The organism is Arthrobacter sp. 05T444, from assembly GCF_056395905.1.
The window spans coordinates 76,411-101,971 of the sequence record NZ_JBFTKK010000010.1 but is presented as its reverse complement, the minus strand read 5'-3'; the positions used below and the strand labels follow the sequence as shown (position 1 = coordinate 101,971).

The 25,561-nt window shown below is 63.4% G+C and carries 23 protein-coding genes; 14 read left to right on the top strand and 9 right to left on the bottom strand.

All coding sequences use genetic code 11. From position 1 onward, the window contains the following. Window positions 1–53 precede the first annotated feature (53 nt). The 3 genes from AC1DD3_RS11790 (at window position 54) to AC1DD3_RS11780 (ending at window position 8,641) form a co-directional block, all read left to right on the top strand. Complete coding sequence (locus AC1DD3_RS11790) at window positions 54–2,690, top strand: sigma-70 family RNA polymerase sigma factor (protein WP_476881727.1); 2,637 nt, start codon at window positions 54–56, stop codon at window positions 2,688–2,690. Between the two features lie 120 nt (window positions 2,691–2,810). Then, entirely contained in the window at window positions 2,811–5,444 is a 2,634-nt protein-coding gene (locus AC1DD3_RS11785; RefSeq protein WP_476881726.1) for a PD-(D/E)XK nuclease family protein, read from the top strand. Continuing rightward, complete coding sequence (locus AC1DD3_RS11780) at window positions 5,441–8,641, top strand: UvrD-helicase domain-containing protein (protein ID WP_476881725.1); 3,201 nt, start codon at window positions 5,441–5,443, stop codon at window positions 8,639–8,641. Before AC1DD3_RS11785 ends, AC1DD3_RS11780 begins: the two co-directional genes overlap by 4 nt. Window positions 8,642–8,977: 336 nt before the next feature. Here the strand turns inward: AC1DD3_RS11780 and AC1DD3_RS11775 are convergent, their stop codons facing one another. Next, window positions 8,978–9,130, bottom strand: a complete 153-nt coding sequence (locus tag AC1DD3_RS11775) for a hypothetical protein (RefSeq protein WP_476881724.1) — start codon at window positions 9,128–9,130, stop codon at window positions 8,978–8,980. Window positions 9,131–9,282: 152 nt separating this feature from the next. On the opposite strand from AC1DD3_RS11775, the gene AC1DD3_RS11770 reads away from it, so the two are divergent. Both AC1DD3_RS11770 and AC1DD3_RS11765 read left to right on the top strand, forming a co-directional pair. Continuing rightward, window positions 9,283–9,426, top strand: a complete 144-nt coding sequence (locus AC1DD3_RS11770; protein WP_476881723.1) for a hypothetical protein — start codon at window positions 9,283–9,285, stop codon at window positions 9,424–9,426. Window positions 9,427–9,483: 57 nt separating this feature from the next. Continuing rightward, window positions 9,484–9,720: a hypothetical protein gene (locus tag AC1DD3_RS11765; protein WP_476881722.1), complete on the top strand. Its 237-nt coding sequence runs from the start codon at window positions 9,484–9,486 to the stop codon at window positions 9,718–9,720. A 34-nt stretch (window positions 9,721–9,754) separates the two neighbouring features. Here AC1DD3_RS11765 and AC1DD3_RS11760 read toward each other — a convergent pair whose 3' ends face one another. Beyond that, window positions 9,755–10,003 carry a hypothetical protein gene (locus AC1DD3_RS11760; RefSeq protein WP_476881721.1) on the bottom strand — a complete coding sequence of 83 codons (249 nt, stop codon included), beginning with the start codon at window positions 10,001–10,003 and terminating at the stop codon, window positions 9,755–9,757. 268 nt (window positions 10,004–10,271) lie between these two features. Then, complete coding sequence (locus AC1DD3_RS11755) at window positions 10,272–10,805, bottom strand: hypothetical protein (RefSeq protein WP_476881720.1); 534 nt, start codon at window positions 10,803–10,805, stop codon at window positions 10,272–10,274. 794 nt (window positions 10,806–11,599) lie between these two features. On the opposite strand from AC1DD3_RS11755, the gene AC1DD3_RS11750 reads away from it, so the two are divergent. After that, complete coding sequence (locus AC1DD3_RS11750; RefSeq protein ID WP_476881719.1) at window positions 11,600–12,334, top strand: hypothetical protein; 735 nt, start codon at window positions 11,600–11,602, stop codon at window positions 12,332–12,334. Window positions 12,335–12,458: 124 nt separating this feature from the next. Here the strand turns inward: AC1DD3_RS11750 and AC1DD3_RS11745 are convergent, their stop codons facing one another. The 3 genes from AC1DD3_RS11745 to AC1DD3_RS11735 all read right to left on the bottom strand — a co-directional run bounded on the left by AC1DD3_RS11745 (window position 12,459) and on the right by AC1DD3_RS11735 (window position 15,551). Further along, window positions 12,459–13,241, bottom strand: coding sequence for a carbon-nitrogen hydrolase family protein (locus tag AC1DD3_RS11745; protein WP_476881718.1), 783 nt, complete (start codon window positions 13,239–13,241; stop codon window positions 12,459–12,461). A gap of 65 nt (window positions 13,242–13,306) precedes the next feature. After that, window positions 13,307–14,662: an APC family permease gene (locus AC1DD3_RS11740; RefSeq protein ID WP_476881717.1), complete on the bottom strand. Its 1,356-nt coding sequence runs from the start codon at window positions 14,660–14,662 to the stop codon at window positions 13,307–13,309. Between the two features lie 10 nt (window positions 14,663–14,672). Then, window positions 14,673–15,551, bottom strand: coding sequence for a carbon-nitrogen hydrolase family protein (locus AC1DD3_RS11735; protein WP_476881716.1), 879 nt, complete (start codon window positions 15,549–15,551; stop codon window positions 14,673–14,675). Between the two features lie 94 nt (window positions 15,552–15,645). On the opposite strand from AC1DD3_RS11735, the gene AC1DD3_RS11730 reads away from it, so the two are divergent. From AC1DD3_RS11730 to AC1DD3_RS11720, 3 genes are read left to right on the top strand one after another with little or no spacing between them, the layout of a single operon-like run. Continuing rightward, the gene (locus AC1DD3_RS11730; RefSeq protein ID WP_476881715.1) at window positions 15,646–16,398 is read left to right on the top strand and encodes a FadR/GntR family transcriptional regulator; all 753 of its coding nucleotides are present in this window, start codon (window positions 15,646–15,648) and stop codon (window positions 16,396–16,398) included. A gap of 59 nt (window positions 16,399–16,457) precedes the next feature. Further along, window positions 16,458–16,955 carry a DinB family protein gene (locus tag AC1DD3_RS11725; RefSeq protein WP_476881714.1) on the top strand — a complete coding sequence of 166 codons (498 nt, stop codon included), beginning with the start codon at window positions 16,458–16,460 and terminating at the stop codon, window positions 16,953–16,955. A 4-nt stretch (window positions 16,956–16,959) separates the two neighbouring features. After that, on the top strand, window positions 16,960–17,241 hold the full coding sequence (locus tag AC1DD3_RS11720; RefSeq protein WP_476881713.1) for a hypothetical protein: 282 nt from the start codon (window positions 16,960–16,962) through the stop codon (window positions 17,239–17,241). Here AC1DD3_RS11720 and mmuM read toward each other — a convergent pair. After that, on the bottom strand, window positions 17,225–18,193 hold the full coding sequence (mmuM, locus tag AC1DD3_RS11715) for a homocysteine S-methyltransferase (RefSeq protein ID WP_476875919.1): 969 nt from the start codon (window positions 18,191–18,193) through the stop codon (window positions 17,225–17,227). The two genes, AC1DD3_RS11720 and mmuM, sit on opposite strands and share 17 nt — an antisense overlap. Before the next feature lie 173 nt (window positions 18,194–18,366). On the opposite strand from mmuM, the gene AC1DD3_RS11710 reads away from it, so the two are divergent. Genes AC1DD3_RS11710 through AC1DD3_RS11700 form a run of 3 tightly spaced genes read left to right on the top strand, consistent with a single transcriptional unit; the run spans window position 18,367 to window position 20,374 of the window. Further along, complete coding sequence (locus AC1DD3_RS11710; protein WP_476881712.1) at window positions 18,367–18,816, top strand: hypothetical protein; 450 nt, start codon at window positions 18,367–18,369, stop codon at window positions 18,814–18,816. Continuing rightward, on the top strand, window positions 18,813–19,565 hold the full coding sequence (locus tag AC1DD3_RS11705; RefSeq protein ID WP_476881711.1) for a cyclase family protein: 753 nt from the start codon (window positions 18,813–18,815) through the stop codon (window positions 19,563–19,565). The genes AC1DD3_RS11710 and AC1DD3_RS11705 overlap by 4 nt, the downstream gene beginning before the upstream one ends. A gap of 32 nt (window positions 19,566–19,597) precedes the next feature. Then, window positions 19,598–20,374: an IclR family transcriptional regulator gene (locus AC1DD3_RS11700; RefSeq protein ID WP_476881710.1), complete on the top strand. Its 777-nt coding sequence runs from the start codon at window positions 19,598–19,600 to the stop codon at window positions 20,372–20,374. Here the strand turns inward: AC1DD3_RS11700 and AC1DD3_RS11695 are convergent. Together AC1DD3_RS11695 and AC1DD3_RS11690 are read right to left on the bottom strand one after the other, a co-directional pair. Beyond that, window positions 20,371–21,171, bottom strand: coding sequence for an IclR family transcriptional regulator (locus AC1DD3_RS11695; RefSeq protein WP_476881709.1), 801 nt, complete (start codon window positions 21,169–21,171; stop codon window positions 20,371–20,373). The genes AC1DD3_RS11700 and AC1DD3_RS11695 overlap by 4 nt on opposite strands. Before the next feature lie 125 nt (window positions 21,172–21,296). Then, complete coding sequence (locus tag AC1DD3_RS11690) at window positions 21,297–22,736, bottom strand: amino acid permease (RefSeq protein WP_476881708.1); 1,440 nt, start codon at window positions 22,734–22,736, stop codon at window positions 21,297–21,299. 297 nt (window positions 22,737–23,033) lie between these two features. Here AC1DD3_RS11690 and AC1DD3_RS11685 point away from each other — a divergent pair, with 297 nt between their 5' ends. Beyond that, complete coding sequence (locus AC1DD3_RS11685) at window positions 23,034–24,086, top strand: homoserine dehydrogenase (protein ID WP_476881707.1); 1,053 nt, start codon at window positions 23,034–23,036, stop codon at window positions 24,084–24,086. Continuing rightward, window positions 24,079–25,491, top strand: a complete 1,413-nt coding sequence (locus tag AC1DD3_RS11680) for an aldehyde dehydrogenase family protein (protein ID WP_476875912.1) — start codon at window positions 24,079–24,081, stop codon at window positions 25,489–25,491. Before AC1DD3_RS11685 ends, AC1DD3_RS11680 begins: the two co-directional genes overlap by 8 nt. Window positions 25,492–25,561 lie beyond the last annotated feature (70 nt).

The window sequence follows — 25,561 nt, the reverse complement described above, 5'->3', positions numbered from 1 at the left end:
CCCGCCCCATAGTCTTCACTCACTAAGTTCCAACCCGTCCAATGGGGGATGAAATGCCAGAACTTGCCGACGACGCGTCGCACCCGGTCACTACGCTGACCCGGGCGCCCGAAACGGTTACTGCCGCGTCAGTTCCGACTGAGTACGACTACGCCTTCCTCTACACCTGGCAGCAGGAGGCACTGAAGGCGTGGCACTCCAATGCACGCCGTGGAGTGATCGAGGCAGTCACCGGCGCCGGTAAGACGCGCGTCGGCATCGCGGCCGCGTTTGAAGCGGTCAGGCAGGGCATCAAGGTCCTCATCCTGGTGCCCACTGCGGAGCTCCAAGGCCAGTGGCTGTCCTCCCTTCAGCGTGACCTGCCCAGAGCCCGGCGCGGGGCGCTCGGCAACGGCCGCTCGGACTCGCTGGATCAGGTCGACATCCTTGTGGCGATTGTGCACTCAGCATCCAACCGGGAGACCCTGCGGAGCCACAAGGCCGGGTTGATCATCGCCGACGAGTGCCACCGCTACGCCGCGCCGATGTTCACCGGCGCGCTTCAGGAGGGATACGCCTGGCGGCTTGGGCTCACTGCCACCTATGAACGCTCCGACGGGGAGCACGAAAACCTGCTGACGCCGTACTTCGGAGGGGTCGTCTACAACCTCTGGTACGACCGGGCACTGCGGGACGAGGTGATTGCGCCCTTCGACATCGCGCTGGTCGGCGTCGACCTGACCGCTACCGAACAAGTGTCCTATGACGAGTTCTCCGACACGATGCTTGAGACGGCACGCCACTTGGAATCCTACGCCGGCATCCCGCGTCGGCCTTTCCACCAGTTCATCGCTGCGGTCGCTGCGCTGGCAGCGTCCGATTCCCCGAGCCGAGAGGCGACACTCGCCCGCAGGTACATGCGCGCCATGTCATCCCGACTCACGCTGCTGGCCGAGGCACGGACCAAGTACCTAGCCTTGGCCGCGTTGAAGGAGACCGTGGATCAGTCTCACGGCACACTTGTTTTCACCCAGACCCAGGAATCCGCGCGCCGGGCCGAGGAACTGTTCACCTCGATGGGCACCAAAGCGTCGGCGCTTTTCAGCGGTATGGCCAAGGATGACCGGAAACAGGGCATGGAGGACTTCCGCAGCGGTGCCTCGCAGATTCTCGCAGCGCCACGCCTCCTCGACGAAGGCATTGACGTTCCGGAAGCCGATCTCGGCATCATCGTGGCGGCCAACCGGAGCCAGCGACAGATGGTGCAGCGGCTGGGACGTGTCATCCGCAAGAAGGCGGACGGACGTGTGGGCCGCCTGGTTGTCCTCTACTCCAAGGGCACCGTCGAGGATCCGGATGTGCAGGGCGAGGAGTTCCTCGGCAAAGTGCTGCCATTTGCCCGCGAGGTCGACTTCTTTGACATCAAGACCGACCTCAGCCGGCTGCAGGAGTTCCTCCGCCAACCGGAGCCGGAGCAGCCGCCGGTTCCGGAGCCCGAACCGGTCACGCCGGTGGGTGGGAGCGGCACCCAGGCCGGGGAAATAAGCCCAGATGGAGCCGACCGAGAGCCGGGGGAGGATTTTCCAAGTGTCCCAGCGCCGGACAACCTCACCTGTGAACCGCTCCCCGGCGATGTGGACGAAGCCGAGCCCACGTCCTTTGATCTCGAAGACCACGAGTGGCCGGAGGAACTTGCCGGCGTGGAGGGCTTCAGCGAAGATGCCGTATCCGACTACATGCGGCGCGCCGGACGGGCTGATCTTCTGACTGCAGAGCAGGAAGTGGAGCTTGCGCAGGAAATCGAGGCGGGGCTTTTCGCCACGCACCTCTTGGGGGACGGCGCTCCCCGCGGCCGCCGGGAAGCACGGGAGCTCCGCGCGATTGCTTTGCTGGGTGAGCGCGCCGCCGACGCCCTGCTGGAGGCGAACCTTCGACTCGTCGTGTCGATCGCAAAACGGTACATGGGCCAGGGGCTGGATTTTCTGGACCTCATTCAAGAGGGGAATATCGGTCTGCACCGAGCTGTCTGCAAGTTCGACTACGCCTTGGGCTACAAGTTTTCGACGTATGCGACCTGGTGGATCCGCCAGGCCGTAACGCGGGGCTTGGCGGATCAGGGACGCCTGATCCGCCTTCCCGTTCACATGGTGGAGCAAATCCACAAGGTCCAATCGGTGCAGCGCTCGGCAGCCCTGGAGGGAGAAAACTGCAACGTTCAGGAAGTCGGCCGACGCACGGGAAACACCGCGGAGAAGGTCGAATACCTTCTGAACTTGGACAGGCCAGTGCATTCACTGGACATTCTTGTTGCAGACGGCCGAGGCGGATTCGAACCGCTGGCAGAACAATTGGTGGATCTTTTTCACGCGAACGTCATTGACCGCATCGTCAGCGAACAGCTGAAGGCGCAGATCTACGCAGTTCTCGACACTCTGACTGAGCGCGAGTCGGGCGTGATTGCACTGCGCTTCGGACTCGCAGACGGCGAGGAAAAGACGTTAGACGCAATAGGTAAGGTGTACGGGGTGACGCGAGAACGTATTCGCCAAATCGAATCCAAAACGATGAGAAAACTGCGTCATCCCTCACGATCTTTTATCCTGAAGGGATATCTGTCTGACTTCGAAGCTGCCGCCTCTGGCCCAAGCCTTGCCGGCTCGACTGAAAGCCCATCCGAAAAACTTGGTGACGCACCAGCGCCGGCCGCGTGAGACCTCTCCGCGAAGCGCGGGCGTCGGGCGTCACCGAGCCAGCGTATGCGGTGAGACACATTTGTCAGACCCTGCCGCTAGCGTGATAGAAACGACCACCAGTCAATGCATGGGGGATTAATGAAGATCGAGTTCGGGTGGCACCTGGACCGGGCGCCCTGGGCCTATACCCAACCGGGCCTCAACCGCATCCGCGTGGGCCGAAAAAACTTCACTGCGCTGCTGCAGACGCGCCTAGGCATCACTCGCCCTGACACCGGGCACGCCGAGCGTGTCAGCCAGTATCTGGAGCGGCTTCGGTCCGTTGACTCCTCCGGCGCGTGGTTCCACGACTCGTTCGAGGTTGACCCCTGGTCCACGGCGCAGGAGCTGCTCGCCGCCCGTGACGACGCCGTCGCTAACGGGTGGGATGGCTCGCTCTCCGAGTGGCAGCCAGGCCTGCCGGAACCCTCTCCGTTGCTGCGGACGCTGGCGGCAGCGGAAAGCGCGTGTGGGCAGCTCGCGCCCTCCTTGTCCGATGACGTCGCCGAGCTGGTAACGGCGCTCGACTCGCCCCTGCCGCTCGGCATCGAGGAACTCGTACTTCAGCACGCCGAGAGCACGTTCCCAAAGATCTGGCAGTGCATCATCGGCAAGCTGCGTGACCGCGGAGTCCGGGTCAGCGAAGCGATGCCCGCAAACCGCCAGCCACGGCTCACTATCCTCACCGCTGAAACGGAGTGGGAAGCCGCGGAACACAGCGCTCGGTGGCTCGCCGCCGGCGAGAATCAACGCACCGCCGTCGTCTCCTCAGACAACACTGCTGTCCTGGACGCTTATCTGACTGGCCACGGCCTGCCGGCTGTCGGCGTAGGCGCCCCATCCGTCTGGCACCCACAAGACCAGCTGATTCCGCTCTTTTTCGAGGTCATCTGGGCTCCTGCCAACGTTCAGCTCCTCGCCGAGCTCCTGACCCTGCCGGGCTCACCGGTGCGAGGGGCTGCCGCCCGCCACCTTCTTGGTGCTCTGGGGGCAGAGCCGGGGATCGGAGGCGAAGCATGGACTGCTGCTATCTCTGCCATCGCCGCCGACGAGCATCTCGGTCCCGACCTTGCGGCTGCGCTGGACCGACTCTTTTGCACTGGTCTTCTCGTCGAGGAAAACGGCGTGAGCGGCACTGAGCTTGCTGAAAGGGCAGGATGGCTCGCGGGCCGCTTGCGCGCCCGTGCCTCCAAAGACGACTCCGCCAAGGCCACCGCTTCCCTGTTGCAGCGGATCCTGGCACTCGTGGCACCGTTCCCGCGCGTCTCGCGCCGGGATCTGCGCCGCATCATCGCAGCCGTCATAACCCCTTCGTCGGGTGCGCTCAAGCCGGCAGAAGCTGCACCATGGTTGCGGCTCGGTCATCTGGCCGAGCTGACTGACGACGTTGACCAAGTGATCTGGTGGGGTTTCCAAAGCAGCCGGACGCCGTCCGTCCGACGCTGGGATGCCCACGACATCGAAGCCCTGTCCCGGGTGGGTGTATTCCTGCCAACGCCGGAAGAAATCAGTGCCTTGGAGATCGGCCAGACTCTCGCTGCCGCCAGCCGGGCCGGAGACCTGGTCCTCGTTCAGATCGAACAGCGCGACGGCGAGCGGGAGCAAGTCAATCCGCTGCTGGAGGCTTTCGCCGCTGCGCAGCCGAGCCTAGCCGAGGAGTCCCTCTCTGACCGTCTCGACGGGCTTACGCGCAGGCCCGGAGCACTCACTGACGCCACCGGCCGCTGGTCCCTCGCAGGCCGTCAGATGCAGCTCGCTCCGGTCGCCCAGCACCGCCCCGTCGCACCACCGGCCGTGCACGACGTCGGACCTAACCCTGCGTTCGTCCCGGACGGTCTCTCCTCGACGCAGCTGTCCACGCTGCTCGGCTGCTCGCTGGCATGGGTGCTCAAGCACAAATCTCGCCTCCGCGTCCCTGCCGCTGCTAGTGTGCCGACCGACAACCAGATGCTCGGGATCTTCGCCCACAAGGTTGCCGAGGTGCTACAGGTCCAGCTCCGGGCCGAACACCGGGCGGTTCCGGAGCAGGACCAGGTAAGGACTGCCGTCGACCGCCTCTTGCCGCAGCTTGCCTCAGAGCTGCTGCTGCCCGGCCAAAAGAGCCGTCTGGCCGGTGTGCGTGCCACCGTCGAAACCACCGTCATGACCTTCTTTGAACAGCTGCAGCGCGGCGGTGTGGTGCTGCAGGAGATGGAGAAGGGCTTCGAAAAAGACCTGCACTTCACCGCAGGGGGAAACAACTACACGGTCCCCGTCACGGGCCGGGCGGACGCGGTCGGCATCGACGCTGCGGGCCGGACCGTCGTCGTTGATCTCAAGTGGACCAACGGCGAGAAGTACCGTCGCGAGGAAATTCAGCGCGGGGAGGCCCTTCAGCTAGCGCTGTACCAGTGGGCCTTCAGCCCTAGCGAGTTGCCGCCGGACTCACCCACCGCTTATTTCATGCTCAAGCAGGGACGATTCGCATCGGCGCACCCGGAATTCGGTTCCACGATCCAGCCGATCCAGACCCCTTCGCGGCTGTGGCAGCAGACCATGCGGGCGGTTGATTTCACCGTTGAGGAAGTGCTCGCAGGACGGGTAACGGCAGCGGCGCCGGCAGCCAACTCCCTGGCTGATGACGAACCCGATGCGGCGGCAAGCGCAGAAGACAGCGACCGCCTGCATGTGAAGCCGAACTGCAAGTACTGCGACTTCGGCAGCCTCTGTGGACTTAAAGGGGATTACTCATGAACCTGCTGGACAACGTCACCATGGTTTCGGCGAGTGCCGGCACCGGGAAGACATTTACGCTCACAGGCAAGATTGTCGACCAGATCTCCACCGGGCTGCCGGCGGGGGCCATCATGGCCACCACCTTCACCAAGAAGGCAGCCGGGGAGCTGCGCGAGCGGATTGCGGCCCGTCTCCTTGAGCAGGCAGACGCCACGGACGATGCCGGTTCCGCGGCCGCGCTGCGGCTCGCCTCCCAGCAGTTGCCCGCGAGCCTCATCGGCACGGTCAACAGCGTGTGCGGCCAGCTGCTGCAGGAACACGCCATCGACGCCGGCCTGTCCCCTGCCCTTGAAGTCATCGGCGAGGAGCAACTCTCCAGTATTTTCCGCCTGGCCACGGATGAAGTCCTGGCCGAACACGCCCCCAGCATCCTGACCATCGCAGGACGCATGGGGACAGACGGCAGCGGAGCGCGGGACGCGACAACATGGCAGGATACCGTGCGGGCCATCGTGGATGCCGCCCGGACCAACCTGCTCGGAGCGGAGGACCTGGCAGCCTGCGCGGAACGGTCCTGGACCGGTCTCCGCGAGCTGCTCGACGCTCCCGGCGCAGACGAACGCGGTGAGTGGCTGCGGTCCCTGCGCAGCACCGTGCCCGATCTTGAGGCCATGGTCCGCGATGGCAAGACGCCTGCCGGGAAGAAGGTGACCACGACGTCGGCCATTTTTACCGAACACGTGCCCAAGATTCTCCACAAGATTGCCTCCATGGGTCCCGTGGAGGACATCTCCTGGGAGACTTGGCGAGGGGTTGTGGGGTCCGCAGCGCCGTCCGCAGTCAAAGCACTCTTTGCCCCTGTAACCGGCGCCATCAAGGAAGGCCTCCTCGCCAACCCCGCCTTCCACGATGATCTGGAGCAGTACATTCGGCGCATGTTTGCCTGCGCTGAAGAATGCCTCACCGCCTACTCGGACTTCAAACGGCTGCACGGCCTGATGGACTTCGTAGACCAGGAGACTCTGGTCCTGAAGCTTGCCCGGGAAAACGAGGCCTTCCGCCGCTCCTTCCCATCGCGCATCCGCTTCCTGGTGGTGGACGAGTTCCAGGACACCAGTCCTCTGCAACTGGAGCTCTTCCTTCAGCTCAGCAGGCTCGTAGAGGAAGCTGTCTGGGTGGGCGACCCGAAGCAGGCCATTTACGAGTTCCGGGGCACGGACCCCGAGCTCATGGAGGCTGTGGTCAAAGAAGTCAGCCACCGGGAGCAGCTGTCACACACGTGGCGTTCCCACCAGGCCGTCGTTGACCTGAGCAACGCGGTGTTCGAGCCGGTGTTCGAGTTGCACGGCATGCCGGCCGCGACCGTCCACCTTGAGCTCCCGGACGCTCATTCAGGTTGGTCTGCCGGTACGCTGGAGGCCTGGACGCGGCCGCAGACGAACGACGGCGAACGGCTGAAGGCAACAGCGGCCGGCGTGGCGGCCATGTTGGGGCGCCGGCCAGAGCTGAACCCCAGCGACGTCGCGGTGCTGGCCCGGTCAAACGCCGACTGCGTGGCACTTTCGGCAGCACTCCATGAGTTGGGAATCCGCGCCAGCCGCAATCCGCGCATGCTGTCCGACTCCCGGGAAGTGCAGCTGGCCCGCGCAGGCATGGCGTTCGTAGCTGACGGGTACGACACCGTCGCCCTCGCCGAGATCGTGGCCCTGCACCCGGGGCACTCCGCTAACGCAACCTGGCAGCAGGAGCTGCTGTCGGCCGCAGATCCTGAGCCCATACTCGGAAGGTGGAAAGAGGACCCCGTTCTCAAAGCCTTGGCTGCCCTCCGTGAACGGGCAGCAACAGCCACGCCTACGGAGGTCTTCGAGGCTGTGGTGGGTGCACTCGGGCTGCCCCGTTTGATCGCGGCATGGTCCTCCCCGGCCACCCGGTTGAGAAACCTGGACGCGGTCCGTGGTGTCATCAAGACGTACTATGAGCGCTGCCTCGCACTTCGCTCACCGGCAACCCTCCGCGGCTTCCTCACGTTCTTCGGCTCAGAGGAACAGCGGTCCGCCGACAACGCCGGAAGTGACGTTGTCAACGTCTTCACCTATCACCAGGCCAAGGGACTCGAATGGCCTGTCGTCATCCTCGAGGGGCTTGATAAGGACCTGAGGTTCGCGGCGTTTGGCGCAGCAGTAGAGCAGGACGGCGCCTTCGACCTGGCCCGACCTCTGGCCGGCCGCTGGATCCGTTTTTGGCCCAGCCCTTTCCCCTACAACGGGTCTACGCTCGATGCCCGGGGAAAGACGAGCGACGTCGCGAGCCGTGCTGAGGAACGCGACCGCCGGAACATGACCAGGCTCATGTATGTGGGCATGACCCGCGCCGTCGAAACCACCGTGCTTACCGGCCAGACAACGGCGCCGGGGCTGCTCAACAAGCTGGGTGTTCCGTCGCTCGTGTCGTGGTCGCCCGGCGACGGGGACAGCTCGGACGGTGCCATCCTGGTTGCAGATGGGACGATCCTCGCAGCACGCGTAGAAGAACTCGACCCCGTAGACGCGTCACTTCCGGCTGCAGCTCGGATGCCCCAGTTCTCCGATGTGCCCGTTGATCTACCGACCATGGTGCCACGTCCGGCTCGCTTCGCAGCGTCCTCCCTGGATTCCGCCGGACACGCAGCCTCGGTCAATGCTGTGGCAGAACTCGGTCCCCGGCTTGCGGAGCATGGATCGGACGACTGGGGCGCAGTCGGTAGTGCCGTGCACGCCTATCTCGGGACGCAGTTCTCGGTGCTCAACCCGACGGAACAGCGGGACCTCGCCGGGCGGATCGTCAAACGCTGGCAGGTGGAGGGAACGATCGACCCGTCACTGTTGCTCAGTGCAGGGATGAGGTTCGAGTCCTATCTGGACGCGGAATTCCCCGGCTGGGTCAGGCACCGCGAAGCCGCGATAGGGTGGCGACCGAACAACCAGGTCATGGAAGGCTGGATCGACCTGCTGTTGGAAGGTCCCGACGGATTCGTGTTGGTTGATCACAAGACCTACCCGGGCAATGACCCAGAAGGACATGTGCGCGACAAGTACCTTGGCCAGATGGCCGCATACCGGAATGCGGTTCTCGCCGCGACGGGGAAGCCCGTGCTGCGGACACTTATCCATTTCCCGGCGCTGGGACGCGTTTACGAGATCAGCGAGATTAATGACCAGTCTCTGACGATGAAGTAATGCCGCGGGCGGCACTGCAGCTCACTGATAAACGTGGAGTGCCGCCCCGTATCCGAGTGGCAGTCCGTGGCCGTTCAGCCAGGACACCATCACCTCTGAGGTTCCGGCCAGAGTCAGGTTCTGTGAAGCAGAGACACCTCCGAAGGGCCTGTTGCCGGCTTCATCTGATGCCGACCCCAACCCCACGCGCCAGTAGCGTGTGGTCCCGCGGCATATCTGGGCAACCTCCACCTGGTAGCCGCTTCCCGTGTTCATGGCTTGGGCATATCGCCCGATCGGCTGTCCATTGAGGCCCTTCGTTTGCACGACCAGCCAGTCGCCGTCGCGGGAAATGCCCTAAATCAGTGCGACCAGGTGGGACGCGGACTTCACATCGTGCCAATCTGTGTACAGCCGGTTGACCTGAGCTTTCCACTCCAGCGCTTCCTCCGGCTGAAGGTCCAGCATTAGCTCCAGCGCGGTCTCCGGACGGGTCATCGTATGCATCACGTCGGCTCCTTTCATTGTTGACCGATGCACCCATTGTCGGCGTCCCCACTGACATTTCTTCCGGCCCCCGTGTAGGCCAGAATGTCAGAGGCCGTTGATAGTCTGCCCGTGTCGTTGAAGAAGGGCCGCTGCCCCGGAAAAGGTGGTTCCAAATGGGAAATAACGAAGCCAACCCGGAAGTTCCTGCAGCGAAGGCGATCGCAACTATCGCGCACCGGTTCCAAACGGACAAGATCGGCGTGCCGTACATTGAGCACCCGCGCCGCGTGGCCGCGACGTTGAGTGACCCGAAGTAGGTCGCCGCTTGGCTGCACGACGTCATCGAGGACTGCGGCGTCGCCGCCAAGGATCTGGTGACCGCCGGCATCAGTGAAGAGGTGGTCGAGGCAGTCTGCCTGCTTACACGGACGGACGACAACGAAGGCGACGCGTGCTACGTGTCTATTCGCTCGAACCCGATTGCCTTGGCTGTGAAACTGGCCGACATCGAAGACAACACCGATCCGAAGCGGACGGCCAGCTTGGACGCCGCGCGTCGGCTAAAGCTTGCAGACAAGTACAACAACGCCCTGCAGTTGCTGGGCCGTTAGAGCCGGTTTGAACTCCCAATCCGGTCGGCCGCAGTCACCACCAGCGGTGCCGGCACTCCGGGTTCTGGCACGCCCACTTGGGAACGCCGATCTCCACCTTGCCGGTAGCGGGATAGACCCTAGGCTCGTAGTCCATGCAGCAGCCGGCGAACTCCGTCTTCGGGTGCTCGGCTATAACATCCGGCATGATCATTCCGTAGGCGATCCGCCAAGACTCATGCCCGCAGACCGGGCACTTGCGGGTAGCCGTGCGCTTCTTGGCGGACTTCAGTTCATCGGTCATACACGCAAATTTATCCTTGGGCACGCACATTCGCAGCAGTTACAAAAGTTGTAGAGCGCCTCATCAATTTTTGTAACTTCCCCGCCAGCGGTGCTCCATCAACACGGTCTCGATTTGTTTCTCTGGCATCAGCCCGAGTTGCACGATCACGGCGAGAATGACTACTACCTCCCCAAGAGTCGCTGACGGAGAGCTAACTGCCGACACCCTCGTGATTATGAACGACGCTCAGGGAGGTTTGTGGCCGTAGGGACCCCACACTTGCCTGTCAGGCTAGTGCAGCACAAATATTTATGCTCGTCCCGGAGCTCTTCAGTGATGTCAGTCGGAAACTCCCGTCATTGACCAGGGTGTAAACAATTCGCCCATAGAACTGCGTACTGCTAGGCCCCTTGGGGTTGTCGCTGGGAAAGAGAATGATGCCGGCGGTGCCGGTTTCAGTAACTGTCAATGTTCCATCACCGTTATCGACTGTGGTCCGATTAGAACCGGTGGGTCGGATGGTGAGCGATTTCCCTGTGTCCAAGTTGGTGTATGTAAGCGTGTAGCCTCTGCCAGCCTGCAAAATGCGTACGGGGTCGCCCTGCCTGTCGACAAACGTCCTGACGGTCACATTTGAACCGGTTGCCTCGATGCCCAGAGCGAAATCCTCGCACGCTTGACCGGCAGGCACTTCCGCAGCGAAGTCCTCAACGGGCGGTTCTTTTATTGGAGGAGCGGCAACTGCACCTTGGGTGCCGACCAGTAAGCCAGAAGCTACTAGGGCGGACGAAGCAAAAAGATGGGCTTTGGTGTACTTCATTAGTGTCTCCATGCTCGGCGGCCGTCTTTGGCCGCAAAATAACAAGGCAAGTGGCGCACCATAAAGTGCGCTTTTGGAGTCAGCGCTGCCGTTACTTTTGACGACAATGAGAGGCCTAGCTTATGTCCGGATAGCGAAAATATGAAGACCGCAGGGCTATTGATTAATACTTCTTTCTGCCTTTAATGCAGATGGCGCCGGATGGCTAAGTCGCCTTCCCCGCGTCGCCGGCCCACCGTCCGACGATGTCCCGTTCACTGCACGGGCTGACGATGATCGCGGCATAGACCGGCCGGTTTCGTGACCTGCCCGTCGCAGACCTGACGAGCTCGGTTCGATGGATATCACCCGGTAGGCCCGGGGTCTGCCACTCGACTATTCGGCGATGACCTTCTCCGTGATTCGGGAGAAGGTGTATTTTGACATATTCACGCCGCAAACCTCGCCGAAGTGGGGGGATGGCTTAGTTCTTGTCCTTGTCCATCATGGTTGCCGCGTGATTCTGGTTGTCATTATCCACGGCGCAAAGAACGCATCCCTGGCCCGCGCCGAGCACCGACTTTAAAGGTTGGCGATGCCCTCGGGGCTAGCCTGGCGTGTTAGATCTTCCATGCCATACTCGTCACATTTTCGGCGGCCAACCAAACGTGAATGCAACGTATATGATTCAGCATGTAGTCAGCAAACACTCAGATACCCCTAAGACATTGCCATGCGGAACGACCAGTTCTTTTTGTCGTGCCTAGCGCTATGCGATGAGTGCAGTCATTATTTTTCGGCAAGGAGTAACCACTTTGAACAACCCCACTGGCGCCGATTCGGCCACGGACAAGATCGAAGACCAGGATATGCATCCCGAAGCGGCTCCCGATTCTTCCTCCGATTCTATTCCGGACCAGGCGGAGGGATCCGTCGAATCTCAGGAACCACCGACGAAGGTATGCCCAAAGTGCAGCGTACAAACCCAAACGGCAGGCAATTTTTGTCCGCATTGCGGTGCTGGGTACACGGGCCAGCGTCGGCTCCCGAAGCTCAGCAAGCGCCTGGTTCTTATTGCTGTCGGCGTTCTGATTGCGGTCATTGCGGGCGTCTCGATTGCGCTTAGCATTCAACACGACAATCAGGTGAATTCCGAAAAGGCTGCCGCGGCTGCGGCCGCGCAGGCGCAAAAGGAACGGGAGGCCGAGGAAACCCGCGCCGCGGCCGCTGCGGCGGCATCGGCGGCCGCAAAAGAAGAAGCAGACTCTGCGGAGCGAGAGAAGCGAAAGACCATTGTCGCGGCACTGGAGGGGTCTGTTCTGAAAGACGCTAAGTCTCGTGTCGATAGCGGTGTCCTCGACGGGCCCATTACACGCGCATCGTGCACGCCGCTGGGCGGAGGATCCACAGACGATCTGACCGCAATCACCGGCACCTTTGAATGCATCGCCGTGAACAAAACCGAAGCAGATGGTTCAGCTTCCGGCTACCGCTTTTCGGCCACAGTTAACTGGAATGAAGCCAGTTACTCTTGGCACCTCGGCAGCTGATTTCTGCCCTCTCCCATGGATATGCCTGAAGCCTCAGGGAGCAACTAATGTAGAAAAAGGCGGGTCCGCTGCTTCATGCGGTGGACCCGCCTTTTTCAAGTGGGATTCAGCATCGTCTCATGACCTAAGGCAGCCGCCGTTGCCGGAACATCGGGAACAGCTCCCGCACGCTCGCCACGGTCTCAAGTGAAACATCCACCGCCCGCACCCCAGGCTCAAGCCCGAGATCGGCTTCAACGACCCCCATGGGATCAATCAGGATGCTGCGGCCCACGGAGACCGGGGGTGCCTGGCACACCCCCGCCACGTACACGCTGTTCTCGATGGCGCGCGCCGCATTCAGGGCCAGCCACTGCTCTGTCTTGTGGGTGCCCGGCACCCAGGACGAGCACACGAGCAGGACCTGGGCGCCGGCGTCGGCCAGTGACCTTCCCATCTCCGGGAACCGCAGGTCGTAGCAGGTCATCAGACCGAAGCGCGCTCCCCCGGACTCGAACACCACCGGACTGGTGGACGGACCCGGCTTGATGAACGTCGATTCGCCGAAGCCCTGCGCGTCGAAAAGGTGGATCTTCCGGTAGAAAGCCAGCCGCTCGCCGTCGGGCCCGAAAGCCACCAGCGTGTTGTAGGCCTTTTGCGGCTCCTCCGAGGTTTCCACCACGCCCGCCACCACCGCGATGCTGTGGCGGTGAGCGGTACGGGCCAGTTCCTGGCAGACGGGACCATCCAACGGCTCGGCCATCTCGGGGAACGTCGCGTCCACCTTCTTCTTCTCATAGGTGGCGTATTCCGGGAAGGCGACAAGCGCGGCGCCGTCGAGCGCGGCCGCGGCGGCGAACCGGTCGATCGAGGCGAGGTTTGCCTGGATGTCGGTGCCCGACTCCAGCTGCCCGAGCGCTATCCTCACGGTGGTTCCTTCCCTTCGGTCGGTCAGCGCGGTTCCGGCTGGCGGCCCAAATTCAGACGTCCGGCTCAGGCGGCCGCCTCCACCGTCGCCTTTTCCGTGGCCGTCATCTCCGGCGGTGCCGCCTTGAACCCGCGTGTGATCAGGGCCAGGACCACGATGCTCAGCACCAGCCAGGACAGTCCCAGCGTAATCGCGTTGCTGTCCAGCTGGGAGAGCAGGTAGGCGCAGACGATCGCTCCGATCACCGGGACCACCACGTAGGACACAACGTTCAGCTGGTGCCCGGCCCGGCGCTGGCGCACGTAGTGGAACACCACCGAGGCGTTGACCAGGGTGAAGGCGGTGAAGGCGCCGAAGTTGATGAACGACGTGGACGTGGCCACGTCCAGGAAGATCGCGATCAGGCCGATGATGCCGGTGACGATCAGGTTCACCACCGGGGTGTGGAACTTGGCGCTGAGCCGGCCGAAGACCGCCTTGGGCAGGACCGAGTCCCGGCCCATCGCGTACAGCAGGCGGGAGGCGCTGGCCTGCGCGGCGAGGCCGGAGGCGAACTGCGCCACCACCAGCCCGGCGAGGAAGACCGCTCCGAACAGCTGCCCGCCGATCTGCAGGGCGATGGAGCTGGCAGCGGAGGCCGAGTCCTCGAACACGCCGCCGGGGTGAACCAGCTGGGTCACGTAGGAGACGGTCACGAAGATGCCGCCGCCGATCAGGGCGATGAGCATGATGGCGCGGGGCATGTTCTTGCGCGGGTCGATGGTCTCCTCGGTGAGGGTGGTGACGGCGTCGAACCCGAGGAACGAGTAGGCGGCGATGGCCGCACCGGCGGAGATCGTGGCGACGCTGGACGTGTCGTTGAAGAACGGCTGTGTGCTGGCCAGGCCGCCGGCGCCGGAGGTGGCCACCACATTGCCGACGGACAGCGCCACAAAGAACACGATGACCAGCAGCTGGAACGCCATCAGCACGTAGTTGGCCTTGTCCGCCACCTTGATGCCCAGGATGTTCAGCCCGGTGGTGATGAGGATGAAGCCCACGATCCAGACCCCGATGGGGATGCCCGGGAACTGCGCGGTCAGGTAGGAGCCGCCGATCAGCCAGATGACCATGGGCAGGAAGAGGTAGTCGAGCAGGATGGCCCAGCCCACCAGGAACCCCACCCTCGGATCGATGGACCGGCGGACGTAGGTGTAGGCGGAACCGGCCACGGGGTACGCGATGGCCATCCGGCCGTAGCTGTGCGCCGTGAACAGCATGGCGACCATGGCCACCAGGTAGGCGGCCGGCGATGCCCCGCCGGTGGTTTCGGCGATGATGCCGAAGATTCCCAGGACGATCAACGGGGTCAGGTACGCCAGGCCGAACAGGACCAGCGAGGGCAGTTTCAGCGTGCGGGTGAGGGTGGGTGTTGTTGTCACGGGTGGTTCCTTAGGCGTTGAAGGTCTGGGGAGCCCAGATGGCGGGGCTGATCCGGCCCTGGTAAACGGGCAGTTCGATGGCGTCCTCGCCGTCGCGGAACTGGGACCAGGGGCGGTTGAGGTTTTCGGTGCCGTGCGTTCTGACGTGCTCGACGGCGGCAAGGTCCAGTTCCGCTGTCAGCAGCACCGGGGCGTCGTCGGGGGCCTCAGCCAGGGTGTTGCCCTCCGGGTCGACGATGATGCTCCGGCCCTTGCCGGTGGGGCCGGCGCAGTTGACGCTGACCACGAAGACCTGGTTCACGATGGCGTTGGCCTTGGCGAGCACCAGCTCCTGGCGGCGGTCCGGCGTCGTGGTTTTGACGACGTTGAGGATCACCTCGGCGCCCATCCAGGCGAGCTGGCGGGACACCTCCGGGAACCACGCGTCGTAGCAGATGTTCAGGCCCACCCTGCCGACGCCGGCGAGGTCCACGGTCGTGAACCGGTCGCCGGGATCGTAGGGCTCGAACGGGCGCCAGGGGAAGACCTTCCGGTAGTAGCCGGCAAGCTCCCCCTCCGGGGACAGGACCAGCTGGGTGTTGAACAGCTGCCCTTCCGGGCCGCGCTCGCACACGCTGCCCGGGACCAGCCAGATGCCCAGGTCCGCGGCAAGCTGCCGCAGCTCCTTGACCCGCGGCCCGTCCAGCGGCTCGGCGGAGGCCTGGAGTATTTCGGTGCGCTGCTGGTCGGGGTCGCCGTCGCCGAAGAGGTGCAGCTCCGGAAAGACGACCAGTTTGCTGTGCGGCTGGTCATCGAGGGCGGCTTTGACCTCGTCCGCGAACGCCGAGACGGGTTCGCCGATGAGCCGGGGCCTCGCCTGTGCGGCGATGAGGGGAAGGGTGCGTTGCATGGTGTTCTCCGCGTTGGGGATGTGATCTGGACTATATTAGATCAGAATGATCCAATTATGGGAAGAGGCGGGAATGGGCCGTAAAGTAGCGGATATGACCCGTCAGTTGGAGGACACCGCCGAGCCTTCGCCCATCGGCGCCGGCAGGCTGGCCGGCATCGACCGCCGCAGCGCCATCGACGCCGTCCGGCTGCGGATCGGCATGGCGATTTCGTTGGGGCTGCTGAAACCCGGCGAGCGCCTGCCCGACCAGGAGGACGTGGCCCTGGGCCTCTCGGTCAGCCCGATCACTGCCCGCCGCGCGCTGGCAAGCCTGGCGGAGCAGGGTGTGGTGGTCCGCCGCCGCGGCCGGGGCGGCGGAACGTTCGTGGCCGACGAGCCGCCGCGGAGCGTGCTGGCCGAACTCTCGGCTTCACCGGCCGAATCCCAGGCAGTGAACCGGCTGGTGGACCGGAGGCTGCTCTTCGAATGCGCCGTGACGCACTATGCGTCCATCAATGCCACGGCTGAACAGCTGGATGAGCTCGACCGATTGACCCGTGACATGGCCGAATCCACGGACTGGTCCGACTACCACCAGGCAGACGAGCAGTTCCACCAGCTGGTGGGCACGGCGTCGGGGCTGGGGACCGCCGTCGAGGTTTATTACGAGACGCTGGCGGAGCTCTACGCCTACTTCATCCCCTACCCGATCGAGCTGCTGCACAAATCAAACTGCGACCACGTCGCGCTTGTGGCTGCCCTGCGTGCCGGCCACGGCGACGAAGCGGTGGAGATCGCCCGCAAGCACGTGGACATCCTGCACCGGACCATGTTCATGGGCCTGGCAGCGCGAACGGACAAATGAGGGCCGCACTGACCGTGCCATCCGTTGCCGCCGCGCGGCCCCCTTGGCATACTGCGTGCATGCCTTCGCTTCCAGCCACTTCCGCCGAGGACGTCATCAACGAGCCGGTGCGGATCCAGTTCGATGCCTTCCTCGATGAGCACCGCAGCAGGCTCAATGCCTGCCTGGACGGCCTGACCGAGGAGCAGGCGCGCCGGACTTTGGTGCCCTCGCGGACCACGCTGCTGGGACTGGTCAAGCATGCGACCTTCGTGGAAAAGGTCTGGTTCGACGAAGCGATCACCTGCCGCTCCCGCGCAGACATCGGCATCCCGGCCACGCCGGACGAGTCATTCATCCTTAGTGACCAGGACACGATTGACAGCATCCAGGCCGCCCACCGCGACGCCTGCGAGGCGTCACGCCGGGCGGCATCCGCGCTGCACCTCGACGACTTTGTCAACGGGAATCGGCGGGGCCCGCTGCCGCTGCGCTGGGTGTACCTGCACATGCTGCGCGAGCTCGCCCAGCACTGCGGGCACGCGGACATTCTCCGCGAACAGATCCTCAGGGGCTGACAGGTTGGACTACAGCAAAGACCCGGGCGTCGACAACCTGCCGAGCCTGGAGACGTTTTTCACCCCATGGCACGCGGCCCTCTACTTAGGCATGCTGGCGACGGCGGCGTGGACCGCCGTCGTGATCTGGCGCAACCGGACGCCTGGGCAGCCGCTGCTGCAGGCGATTCCCCCGGGCTACCGCGGAACGGCGATGGGCGTGGTCCTGTTGGTCCGCGTGCCCGGGCGAGCGGGATGCGGGGGTTCCGGCCTGCTGAGGCAGCCAGCCGTCAGGGATTTCCCGTAAGCCTGGCCACGGCGGCAATGTCCTTGGGGGTCGTCCGGCAGCACCCGCCGAGGAGCCGGGCACCAAGTTCACGCCAGACGGCGGCTCCTTCGGCCAGGCTTGCGGGCTGCTTGTTGCCGGCTCCCCCAGATGTGTCCCCGGCCGCGGCCGGCCGCCACTTTTTGGTGACCGCGTCGTAGATTTCGCCAGAATTTGGATACGCGATCAGGGGCGTGTCCGTGGCTTTGCCCAGGGCGCCCAGGGCGGGGGAAACCAGCTCCAGCGGCACACAGTTCACGCCAATGGCCACGACGGACGGCTGCGCCCTGGCGAGCTTTGCCACCTGAGCCAGCGGTGTGCCGTCGCTGATGTGCCCTCCGTCCCGCAGCGTGAAGGAGAGCCAGCCTTCGACGTCGAACTCTTTCATGAGTGCCATCAGGGCCTCGGCCTCCGGCAAGGACGGCAGCGTCTCACAGGCAAGAAAGTCCGCTCCGGCGTCCACCAACGCGGCAATTCGCGGCCGGTGGAACTCCATGAACTCGTTTCGGCTGAGGAAGTAGTCTCCCCGGTATTCCGACCCATCGGCCAGGTATGCGCCGTACGGACCGACCGATCCTGCAATCAGCAGCGGGCCTGCACCCGGGTTTTCGGCCAGGTGCTCGCTGCGAGCCTCGTCGGCCAGGCGGACACTCAATGCCACCAACTCCAGGGCCTCTCCTTCGCCAATGCCGCGCCGCGCAAATCCCTGGGGTGTTGCCTGATAGCTCGCCGTGATCGCCACCGCTGCTCCGGCGCGGAAGTAATCGCGGTGCACTCGCTTGACGAGCTGCGGCTGTTCCAGGAGGACTTTGGCCGACCACAAGGGGTCGTCCAGATCGCAGCCGTGCGCTTCCAGCTCGGTGGCAAGTGCGCCGTCCACGGTCAGGATCGCTCCGGCATCAAGCATGCGGGAGAGCTTGGTGTTACTGGGCATTGTTTGGGCTCCAAGCGGTTCGTTCGTCCATGGCTGTCGGGCACGGTGCACGTGGTGCACGCGTTATGCACGATGGCTATGTTCATAATAAGCATTTTTCAATGCTTGTAATGATCATCACACCGTGCCACGATGGCATGCAAACACGTTACGAACCGATCAGGAGACTTCCCTTGAAGATTGAAATGAAGCCAGTACGCAAGCTGCGTGTGCATTGGCCCGTAGCTTCGGAAACCTTCTCGCGGCTCGCCAGCGGCGACGCAGAAGCATTCAAAGACGAAGCGGGCATTGCGGCCCTGCTCGACGCTGTCGCGGAATCCCCTGACCTCGGGGACTTTGGCAACTACCGGCATGTCTTCGAATCCGGTTTGGGTTTTGAGGGGTTCACTTGCGCTGAAGGCGCCAATCCTACGTTGGGGCAGGTTGGTCAGCAGACAATTTCGCCGACCCTCGTCTTGACGACGTATTTCGATGCTGCGCTCGACGACGCTGCCGTGGAACGCTTCCTGCAGCACATCGTGGATATCCACCCTTGGGAGGTGCCCGTCATTGAGCTGACAGGGCCAATCAGCGTTTCCAACACTGCCCTTCCTGCATTGGCTGAAAGCCAGGCCACGTCATGACTCAAGTCACCACAACCGCCCTCTGGGACGGCCTGCAGACGCTGATTGCCGGCAGATCATTCACTGACCTGACGCACGCCTTCCACCCCGGCCAGCCACACTTCCCGGCATTCCCCGACGAAATCAGGGAGCCCGTCTTCGATCTGGAGAAAGGTGACGGTTTCACCGCTCACCGCTACTCGATCATCGGACAATGGGGAACACACGTTGATCCTCCCTCGCATTTCATCTCAGGAGGAAGGACCCTGGACCAGATTCCCGTGGAGGAGATGGTCCTTCCGCTGGTCGTCTTGGACATCACCGAGCGCGTCATCGCTAATGCGGACGCCACTCCCAAGATGGAGGACGTCCAGGCCTGGGAACACCGCAATGGTGCCATCCCACCCGGGGCCTTTGTGGCATTGCGGACAGGCTGGAGTGACCGTTGGCCTGACGCTGCCGCCATGGCAAACAGGGACGATCACGGTGTCAGCCATACACCGGGCTGGTCGCAGGAAGTCCTCTCCTTCCTAATTGAGGAGCGGTCGGTTACCGCCGTCGGTCATGAGCAGACGGACACAGACCCGGGACTGGCCACATCCCGCCAGGATTTCACGCTGGAGACCTACGTCCTGGCACAGAACCGGTGGCAGATCGAGCTGATGGCGAACCTAGACGGACCTCCAGAAGCGGGCGCTGCCCTCATTGCCACTTGGCCCAAGCCACTGCGGGGCAGCGGTTTTCCTGCCCGGGTCTTCGCCATCCATTAGGAGGCGTTCCTCAAGTGACTAGAATCGGACCCATGTCTAAGACATCCAGCATGGGTCGGGGAATTATGGCTGTCCTAGCGGTGGGCTCCCGCAACGCAGAAGGCCTGCCTGGCGGAACGGTCGCTGATATAGCAACCGACCTGGGCAAGGACCGCAGCCAGGTTGCGCGCAGCCTGCGGACGGCCCAGCAGGAGGGGTTTCTGGTCCGCAAAGACCACCGGACCTACACCGTCGACTGGTCGCTCCTGACGGACGCGCAACTGTTGTCCGAACAACGGTTGCAGACCGACGGCGCCACCGCGCTGGCAGGCTTGGCCCGTGAAACTGATGAAGGATGCTTCCTTGGAATTCTGAGCGGAGACAGCACTGTCACCATCGGTGAGCATGTTCCGGCAAGTAGCAACATGATCGGTTCATGGCTGGGCCGGCCATACCCGGCCTACTGCAGCGATGCCGGCCAGGCTCTGCTGTGGGAAACGTCCGACGACGAGGTCCGGACCCTTTTCTCCGGTGTCGCTTTCGTGCGCCATGGCCCCAATACGCCCCTTGACGTGGAGGACTTCCTGTCACGACTACGCGCGGCCCGGGCGCGGGGATACTCCATCGTCGACGAGGAAGCCGAGCCGGGGCTGTATTCCCTGGCCGTTCCGATTCGGGACTTCAAGGGCGACGTGGTGGCAGCGCTGCAGGTCGTAGGCGCCAAGACCTCCCTGCAGCCGAGGTTGGAAGCCTGCGCCACGGCTCTCGTGTCCTGGGGAAGGTGGCTTGAGTCCATGCTGGGTCAGGTCCCGCCGAAGAATGAGCCTTAGCTGGCAACACCCTTCCGGCCAGCGCTGTTTCGCGTGCCGCCCTGGCAGGAGCCCAGCCGTTGGGCTGCTTCCCACAGGGCCTTTGCAATGTCATCTGCGCCGGACATGATCTCGGCCCGGCTGCCCAGGACGCTGAGCGCTGCAAGAACGGAACCGTCGTCGGTGCGGACCGGAACCGCCAGTTCGTAGACTCCATGCTCGAACTCTTCCTCCGCGACAACGAAGCCCCGCGCCCGGTCCCGGTCCATCAATTCGACGACTTCCTGCGGCGAATGGGCCGCCCCCGGACCGCCCACGCCAATGAAGTTGACGTCCGCAAGGAGGGCCTCAACGGCTGGCTGCTCCTCGTCCCACAGCAGGGCCCGGCCGGACCCGGTGCACCACACGGGTGTCACCATGCCGGGTTTCACGAAGCCGCCGGGAAGCGCGTCATTGCTGGAGGTCCGCAGGAGAATGACGCGGAAGCCCTCCCGGACGGAAAGTCTGGATCTCAGGCCGAACGAGGCCACCAAAGCCTCAAGTTCGGTTCTTGATTCGCGGACCCAGCCCGTATTCAAAGCGGCTGCCAGCGTAAAAAAACGTGGACCGGTCCGGAATGGCCCGCGTTCGACGCGTTCCAGCAGTCCCAGCTCGCACAATTCCTGAGTCAACCGGGAGACACGGCTTTGGTCCATCTCCAGCTCGGATGCGATCTGGGAAACGCCGAGTAGCCGCCTTCCCCACTTCTCCCGGTCTGCGACCAGCCGAACTATCCGAAGGCCTTGGGCCATGGATGACGCTTCCGCGGAAGAATCCATGCTCCGTGCTCCTTCCGCCAGATAACTACGCCTATTCTCACATGTCCCCACAGAACGCCGAGCGTGGTGGCGGGGGACGAAAGGCTCCCGCCACCAAGCTACGCGGACGATAGTTTGTGACGGCGTCAGGCGGGCTGGTTTGCGCGCGCCTTGCGACCGTACTTGAAGTAAAAGAAGGCATAGCAGGCGCCAACGAAAGTGAATCCGAAATAGAGCGCTGCCACCTGGTTCGGGTCATAGGCGATGCCGATGAGCGAGATGACACAGAGCGAGAAGGCCAGGACAGGCACCAGCGGGAACAGCGGGGCCTTGTAGGGAAGCGCAGCGACATCACCGCCGTTCTTGACGAAGGATCTCCTGTGGAAGAAATGCGAGGCGGTGATGGACATCCAGACCCCGACGACGGCGAATCCCGCGACCGATACGAGAGCCAGATATACCGTTTCAGGTGCAACGACGCTGCTGATGAGGGATGCCAGGCCACCGAGCATGCTGACGGAGAGTGCAGTCATGGGAATACCGCGTCGGGTCAGCTTCTTCAGCGCCCGGGGCGCATGCCCCTCGTCGGCAAGGGAGTAAAGCATCCGTGCGCAGGAGAAGAGGCCACTGTTACCGGCTGAAAGGAGTGCGGTGATGATGACGAAGTTCATGATGTCGGCGGCATAAGGAATGCCGATGGATGAGAAGACCGTCACGAACGGGCTTTCATCCAGCCCGACCTGCTCGAAGGGGACGGTGGCGGCAATGACAGCGATTGCCCCGACGAAGAAGATCAGCAGACGGATGACCGTGCTGCGCATCGCTTTGGGGATACTGGTGGCCGGGTCAACGGTTTCGCCCGCCGCCACACCGATGAGTTCTGAACCCGAGAAGGCGTAGAACACCGCAAGCGCAGTGACCAGGACACCCGTGAAGCCGTTGGGGAAGAGACCGCCGGAAGTGTTGAAGTTTTCAAACATGCTGGGATGGTTGGCCGCCTCGCTGAGCGGGTGGAAGCCGAACAGCGCCGCGCCGCCGAAAACGATGAGAACCACGATGGCGCCGACCTTGACGATGGCAAACCAGAACTCAGATTCGCCGAAGAATTTCGAAGAAACCGCATTGAAGCCGAACAGGACCGAGGCGAAGATAAGGCACCAGACCCAGACGTCAACACCCGGGAACCAGCGCTGCATCAGGAGACCGGAAGCCGTGAACTCCGATCCGATGGCCACCGCCCAGCAGAGCCAGTAGAGCCAGGCGGTGGTGAACCCGGTGGCCGGCCCGATCGACCTCGCCGCGTAGATATGGAAGGCCCCTGAGACCGGATAAGCGATGGCAAGTTCACCGAGGCAGGCCATCACCAGGTACACAACAAAGGCGCCGATGAGATACGCGATGACCGCCCCAAGCGGCCCGGCCTGGGAAATGGTGTACCCCGAGCTGAGGAAAAGCCCGGAACCGATCACCCCGCCCATGGCGATCATGACCAGATGCCGCGCCCCCATGGACCGCCGGAGCCCCGACTCGGTCGAGGGCGGAATGGTGGGCTGCGGTTCTAGCTGGACAGGTGATGACGGTTCCATGGTTTCTCCCAGGTGAGTGGCAGGTGTGATGCGAAGGATGCGCACGTGGCCTGGCGTGGGTCAAGCCGACTCGGGCTGCGCAGTAGCGACAGTGATGAAAGTAACACGAAACGGCCGTTCTGGTCATTAAAAACATCTTCACATGTCTATGTTGAACGTAAGTTACGTTCCGGTGTACATGCCGAATCGGCAGGCGGATGGTCAGTTCGCCCTGCTTTTCGGTCACAATCACATGCGCTGACGGACATGGAATGCGGTCAGCATTGGAGGACCGATGTAACTGACTGAAGGAGCACCATGACCACCTACGACATTGCGCTGATCGGCTTCGGCGGCGTCAACAGGACGCTGGCCGAACTGATCGCTACGCGTGGTGAGAGACTTCGTTCCGAACTGGGCTTCGGCCTGCGGGTCGTGGCCATCACCGACCTACGCTTCGGATCCTTGGTCCAGCCCGAAGGCGTGGACCTCTCCGTTGCCCTCAAACTGGGCGGCGACAATGAAACCTTTGCAGCGTACGGCGGATCCGCCGACACCAACAACGAATCCGTGATCCGCAACTGCCCAGCGGACATCATCTGCGAGGCCACCTTCACTAATCCCGAAGACGGCGAGCCGGCAGTTTCACATGTGCGCTGGGCACTCGAATCCGGCAAGAGCGTCTGCACCACAAATAAGGGCCCGGTTGCCCTCCGCGGCGCCGAACTGAGCGCCCTCGCCGAGCAGAACGGCGTGCACTTCGAGTTCGAGGGCGCCGTCATGAGCGGCACTCCCGTCATCCGCCTGGCCAAGAAGATGTTCGCGGGGCTGAAACTGAACGGATTTGAAGGCATTCTCAACGGCACCAGCAACTATGTGCTCGGGCGGATGGAAGCCGGCCTGGACTTCCACGCCGCCATCAGGGAGGCACAGGAACTCGGCTACGCTGAAGCAAACCCCGCAGCCGACATCGAGGGCTACGACGTTCAGCTCAAGGTCCTCATCCTCGCCAACGAACTGCTGGACGCCGGCATAGAGCTCAAGGACGTTCATCGGCAGGGGATCTCCACCGTGGCGTCGGAAGATATTCGGAAGGCAGCCCGCGAGGGGCGCCGCTGGAAGCTCATCGGCGCGGCACGGCGGAATCCGGACGGGTCCGTGACTGCAGGTGTATCCCCTGTATCGCTCCCCCTTGATCATGGGCTGGCCGGCGTTGCCGGCGCGACCAATGCCGTGTCCTTCGAGACCGATCTTCTGGGCGCAGTAACCATCTCCGGACCGGGAGCCGGGCGCGTGGAGACCGCCTACGCGCTGCTCTCTGACATCATCGCAATTCACGTAGCCAGGACGGAGGTATCTGCAAATGCCTGAATCCACGCTCTGTTCGGCAGAAACCGCGCTGCCACAGTTCCGTGACGTGACGAGCCCCTATGACGGCAGCGTGGTCGGCGCGGTTTCGCTGACCGATGCCACCGCCGGCAAGGCCGTGATCGAAACGGCCCGCGTCGGCGCCCGGAAGGCACGGGCCCTGTCCCGCGCCGCACGCGGGAAGATCCTGGACGGTGCTGCAACGGAGATCGAGCAGCGCAGCGAGGAGTTCGCACTAACGATTGTGTCCGAGGCCGGGAAGACGATCCGCCAGGCACGGAAGGAAGTGCTGCGGGCGGTCAACACGCTCCGCCTGTCCGCTGCCGAAGCGCGCCGGAACGCAGGCGAAGTCATCCCCTTCGACTCCTATGAAGGCTCAGAGGACCGTACCGGGTGGTACTCGCGCGAACCACTGGGCATCATTGCCGCGATTACCCCGTTCAACGACCCCCTCAACCTGGTGGCGCACAAGATCGGCCCGGCAATCGCCGGAGGAAACGCCGTGATACTCAAACCCTCCGCGCTGACGCCGCTGTCAGCCCAGCAGCTCGCGGACGCCCTCGTGAGTTCGGGGCTCCCGCCGGAGGCCCTCACAATTGTCCACGGCGGCCGGGAAGTGGCCGAAACAATCATCAGGTCCCGGGACGTACGAATGGTGTCCTTCACCGGGGGGTTCTCCACGGGTGAAAGCATCGCCCGCACGGCGGGCTTGAAGAAGCTGTCCATGGATCTCGGCGGAAACGCACCTGTGATCGTCCTGGACGATGCCGACATCGAAAATGCAGTGGAATCCTGCGTCTCCGGAGCATTTTGGGCCGCTGGCCAGAACTGCGTGGGGGTGCAGCGGATTCTCATAGCCGCCCCGGTGTACGGAGCGTTCCGCCGGCGCTTCCTTGAGGCGGCGGCCAGGCTGGTTGCCGGAGATCCTTTAGATGAACGGACGGACGTCGGGCCCATGATCAGCCCGGCTGCGCTGCATGAGCTCCAAACCAAGCTGGACGAGGCCCTCGGCGCCGGCGCCGTCCTTCTTTCAGGCAATGTCACGGACGGAAACGTGCTTCACCCGACCGTCCTGGAAGCGGTCCCGACGGACAGCCGGCTGTGGAAGCAGGAGGTTTTCGGGCCCGTGGTCATGTTCCGCCAGTTCAGCACGTTCGAAGAGGCCATCGAAGTCGCCAACGCCATCGAGTTCAGTCTTCATGCGGGCATCTTCACCGACTCCCTGGCCAGGGCCATGGACGCAGCCCAACAGCTCGAAGCAGGCGGCGTCATGATCAACGACTCCTCTGATTACCGCTTCGACGGCATGCCGTTCGGCGGGGCCAAGTACGGAAGCATGGGCAGGGAGGGCGTCCATTTCGCGTATGAGGAGATGACCCAGCCAAAGGTCATCTGCATCAGGAACTGATCGAACCGGAGGGGGCGCGGCGGCGCCGTGCGCCCCCTCCAGTTCCTCGCGGTGCTTCCCGCCGGAAGTG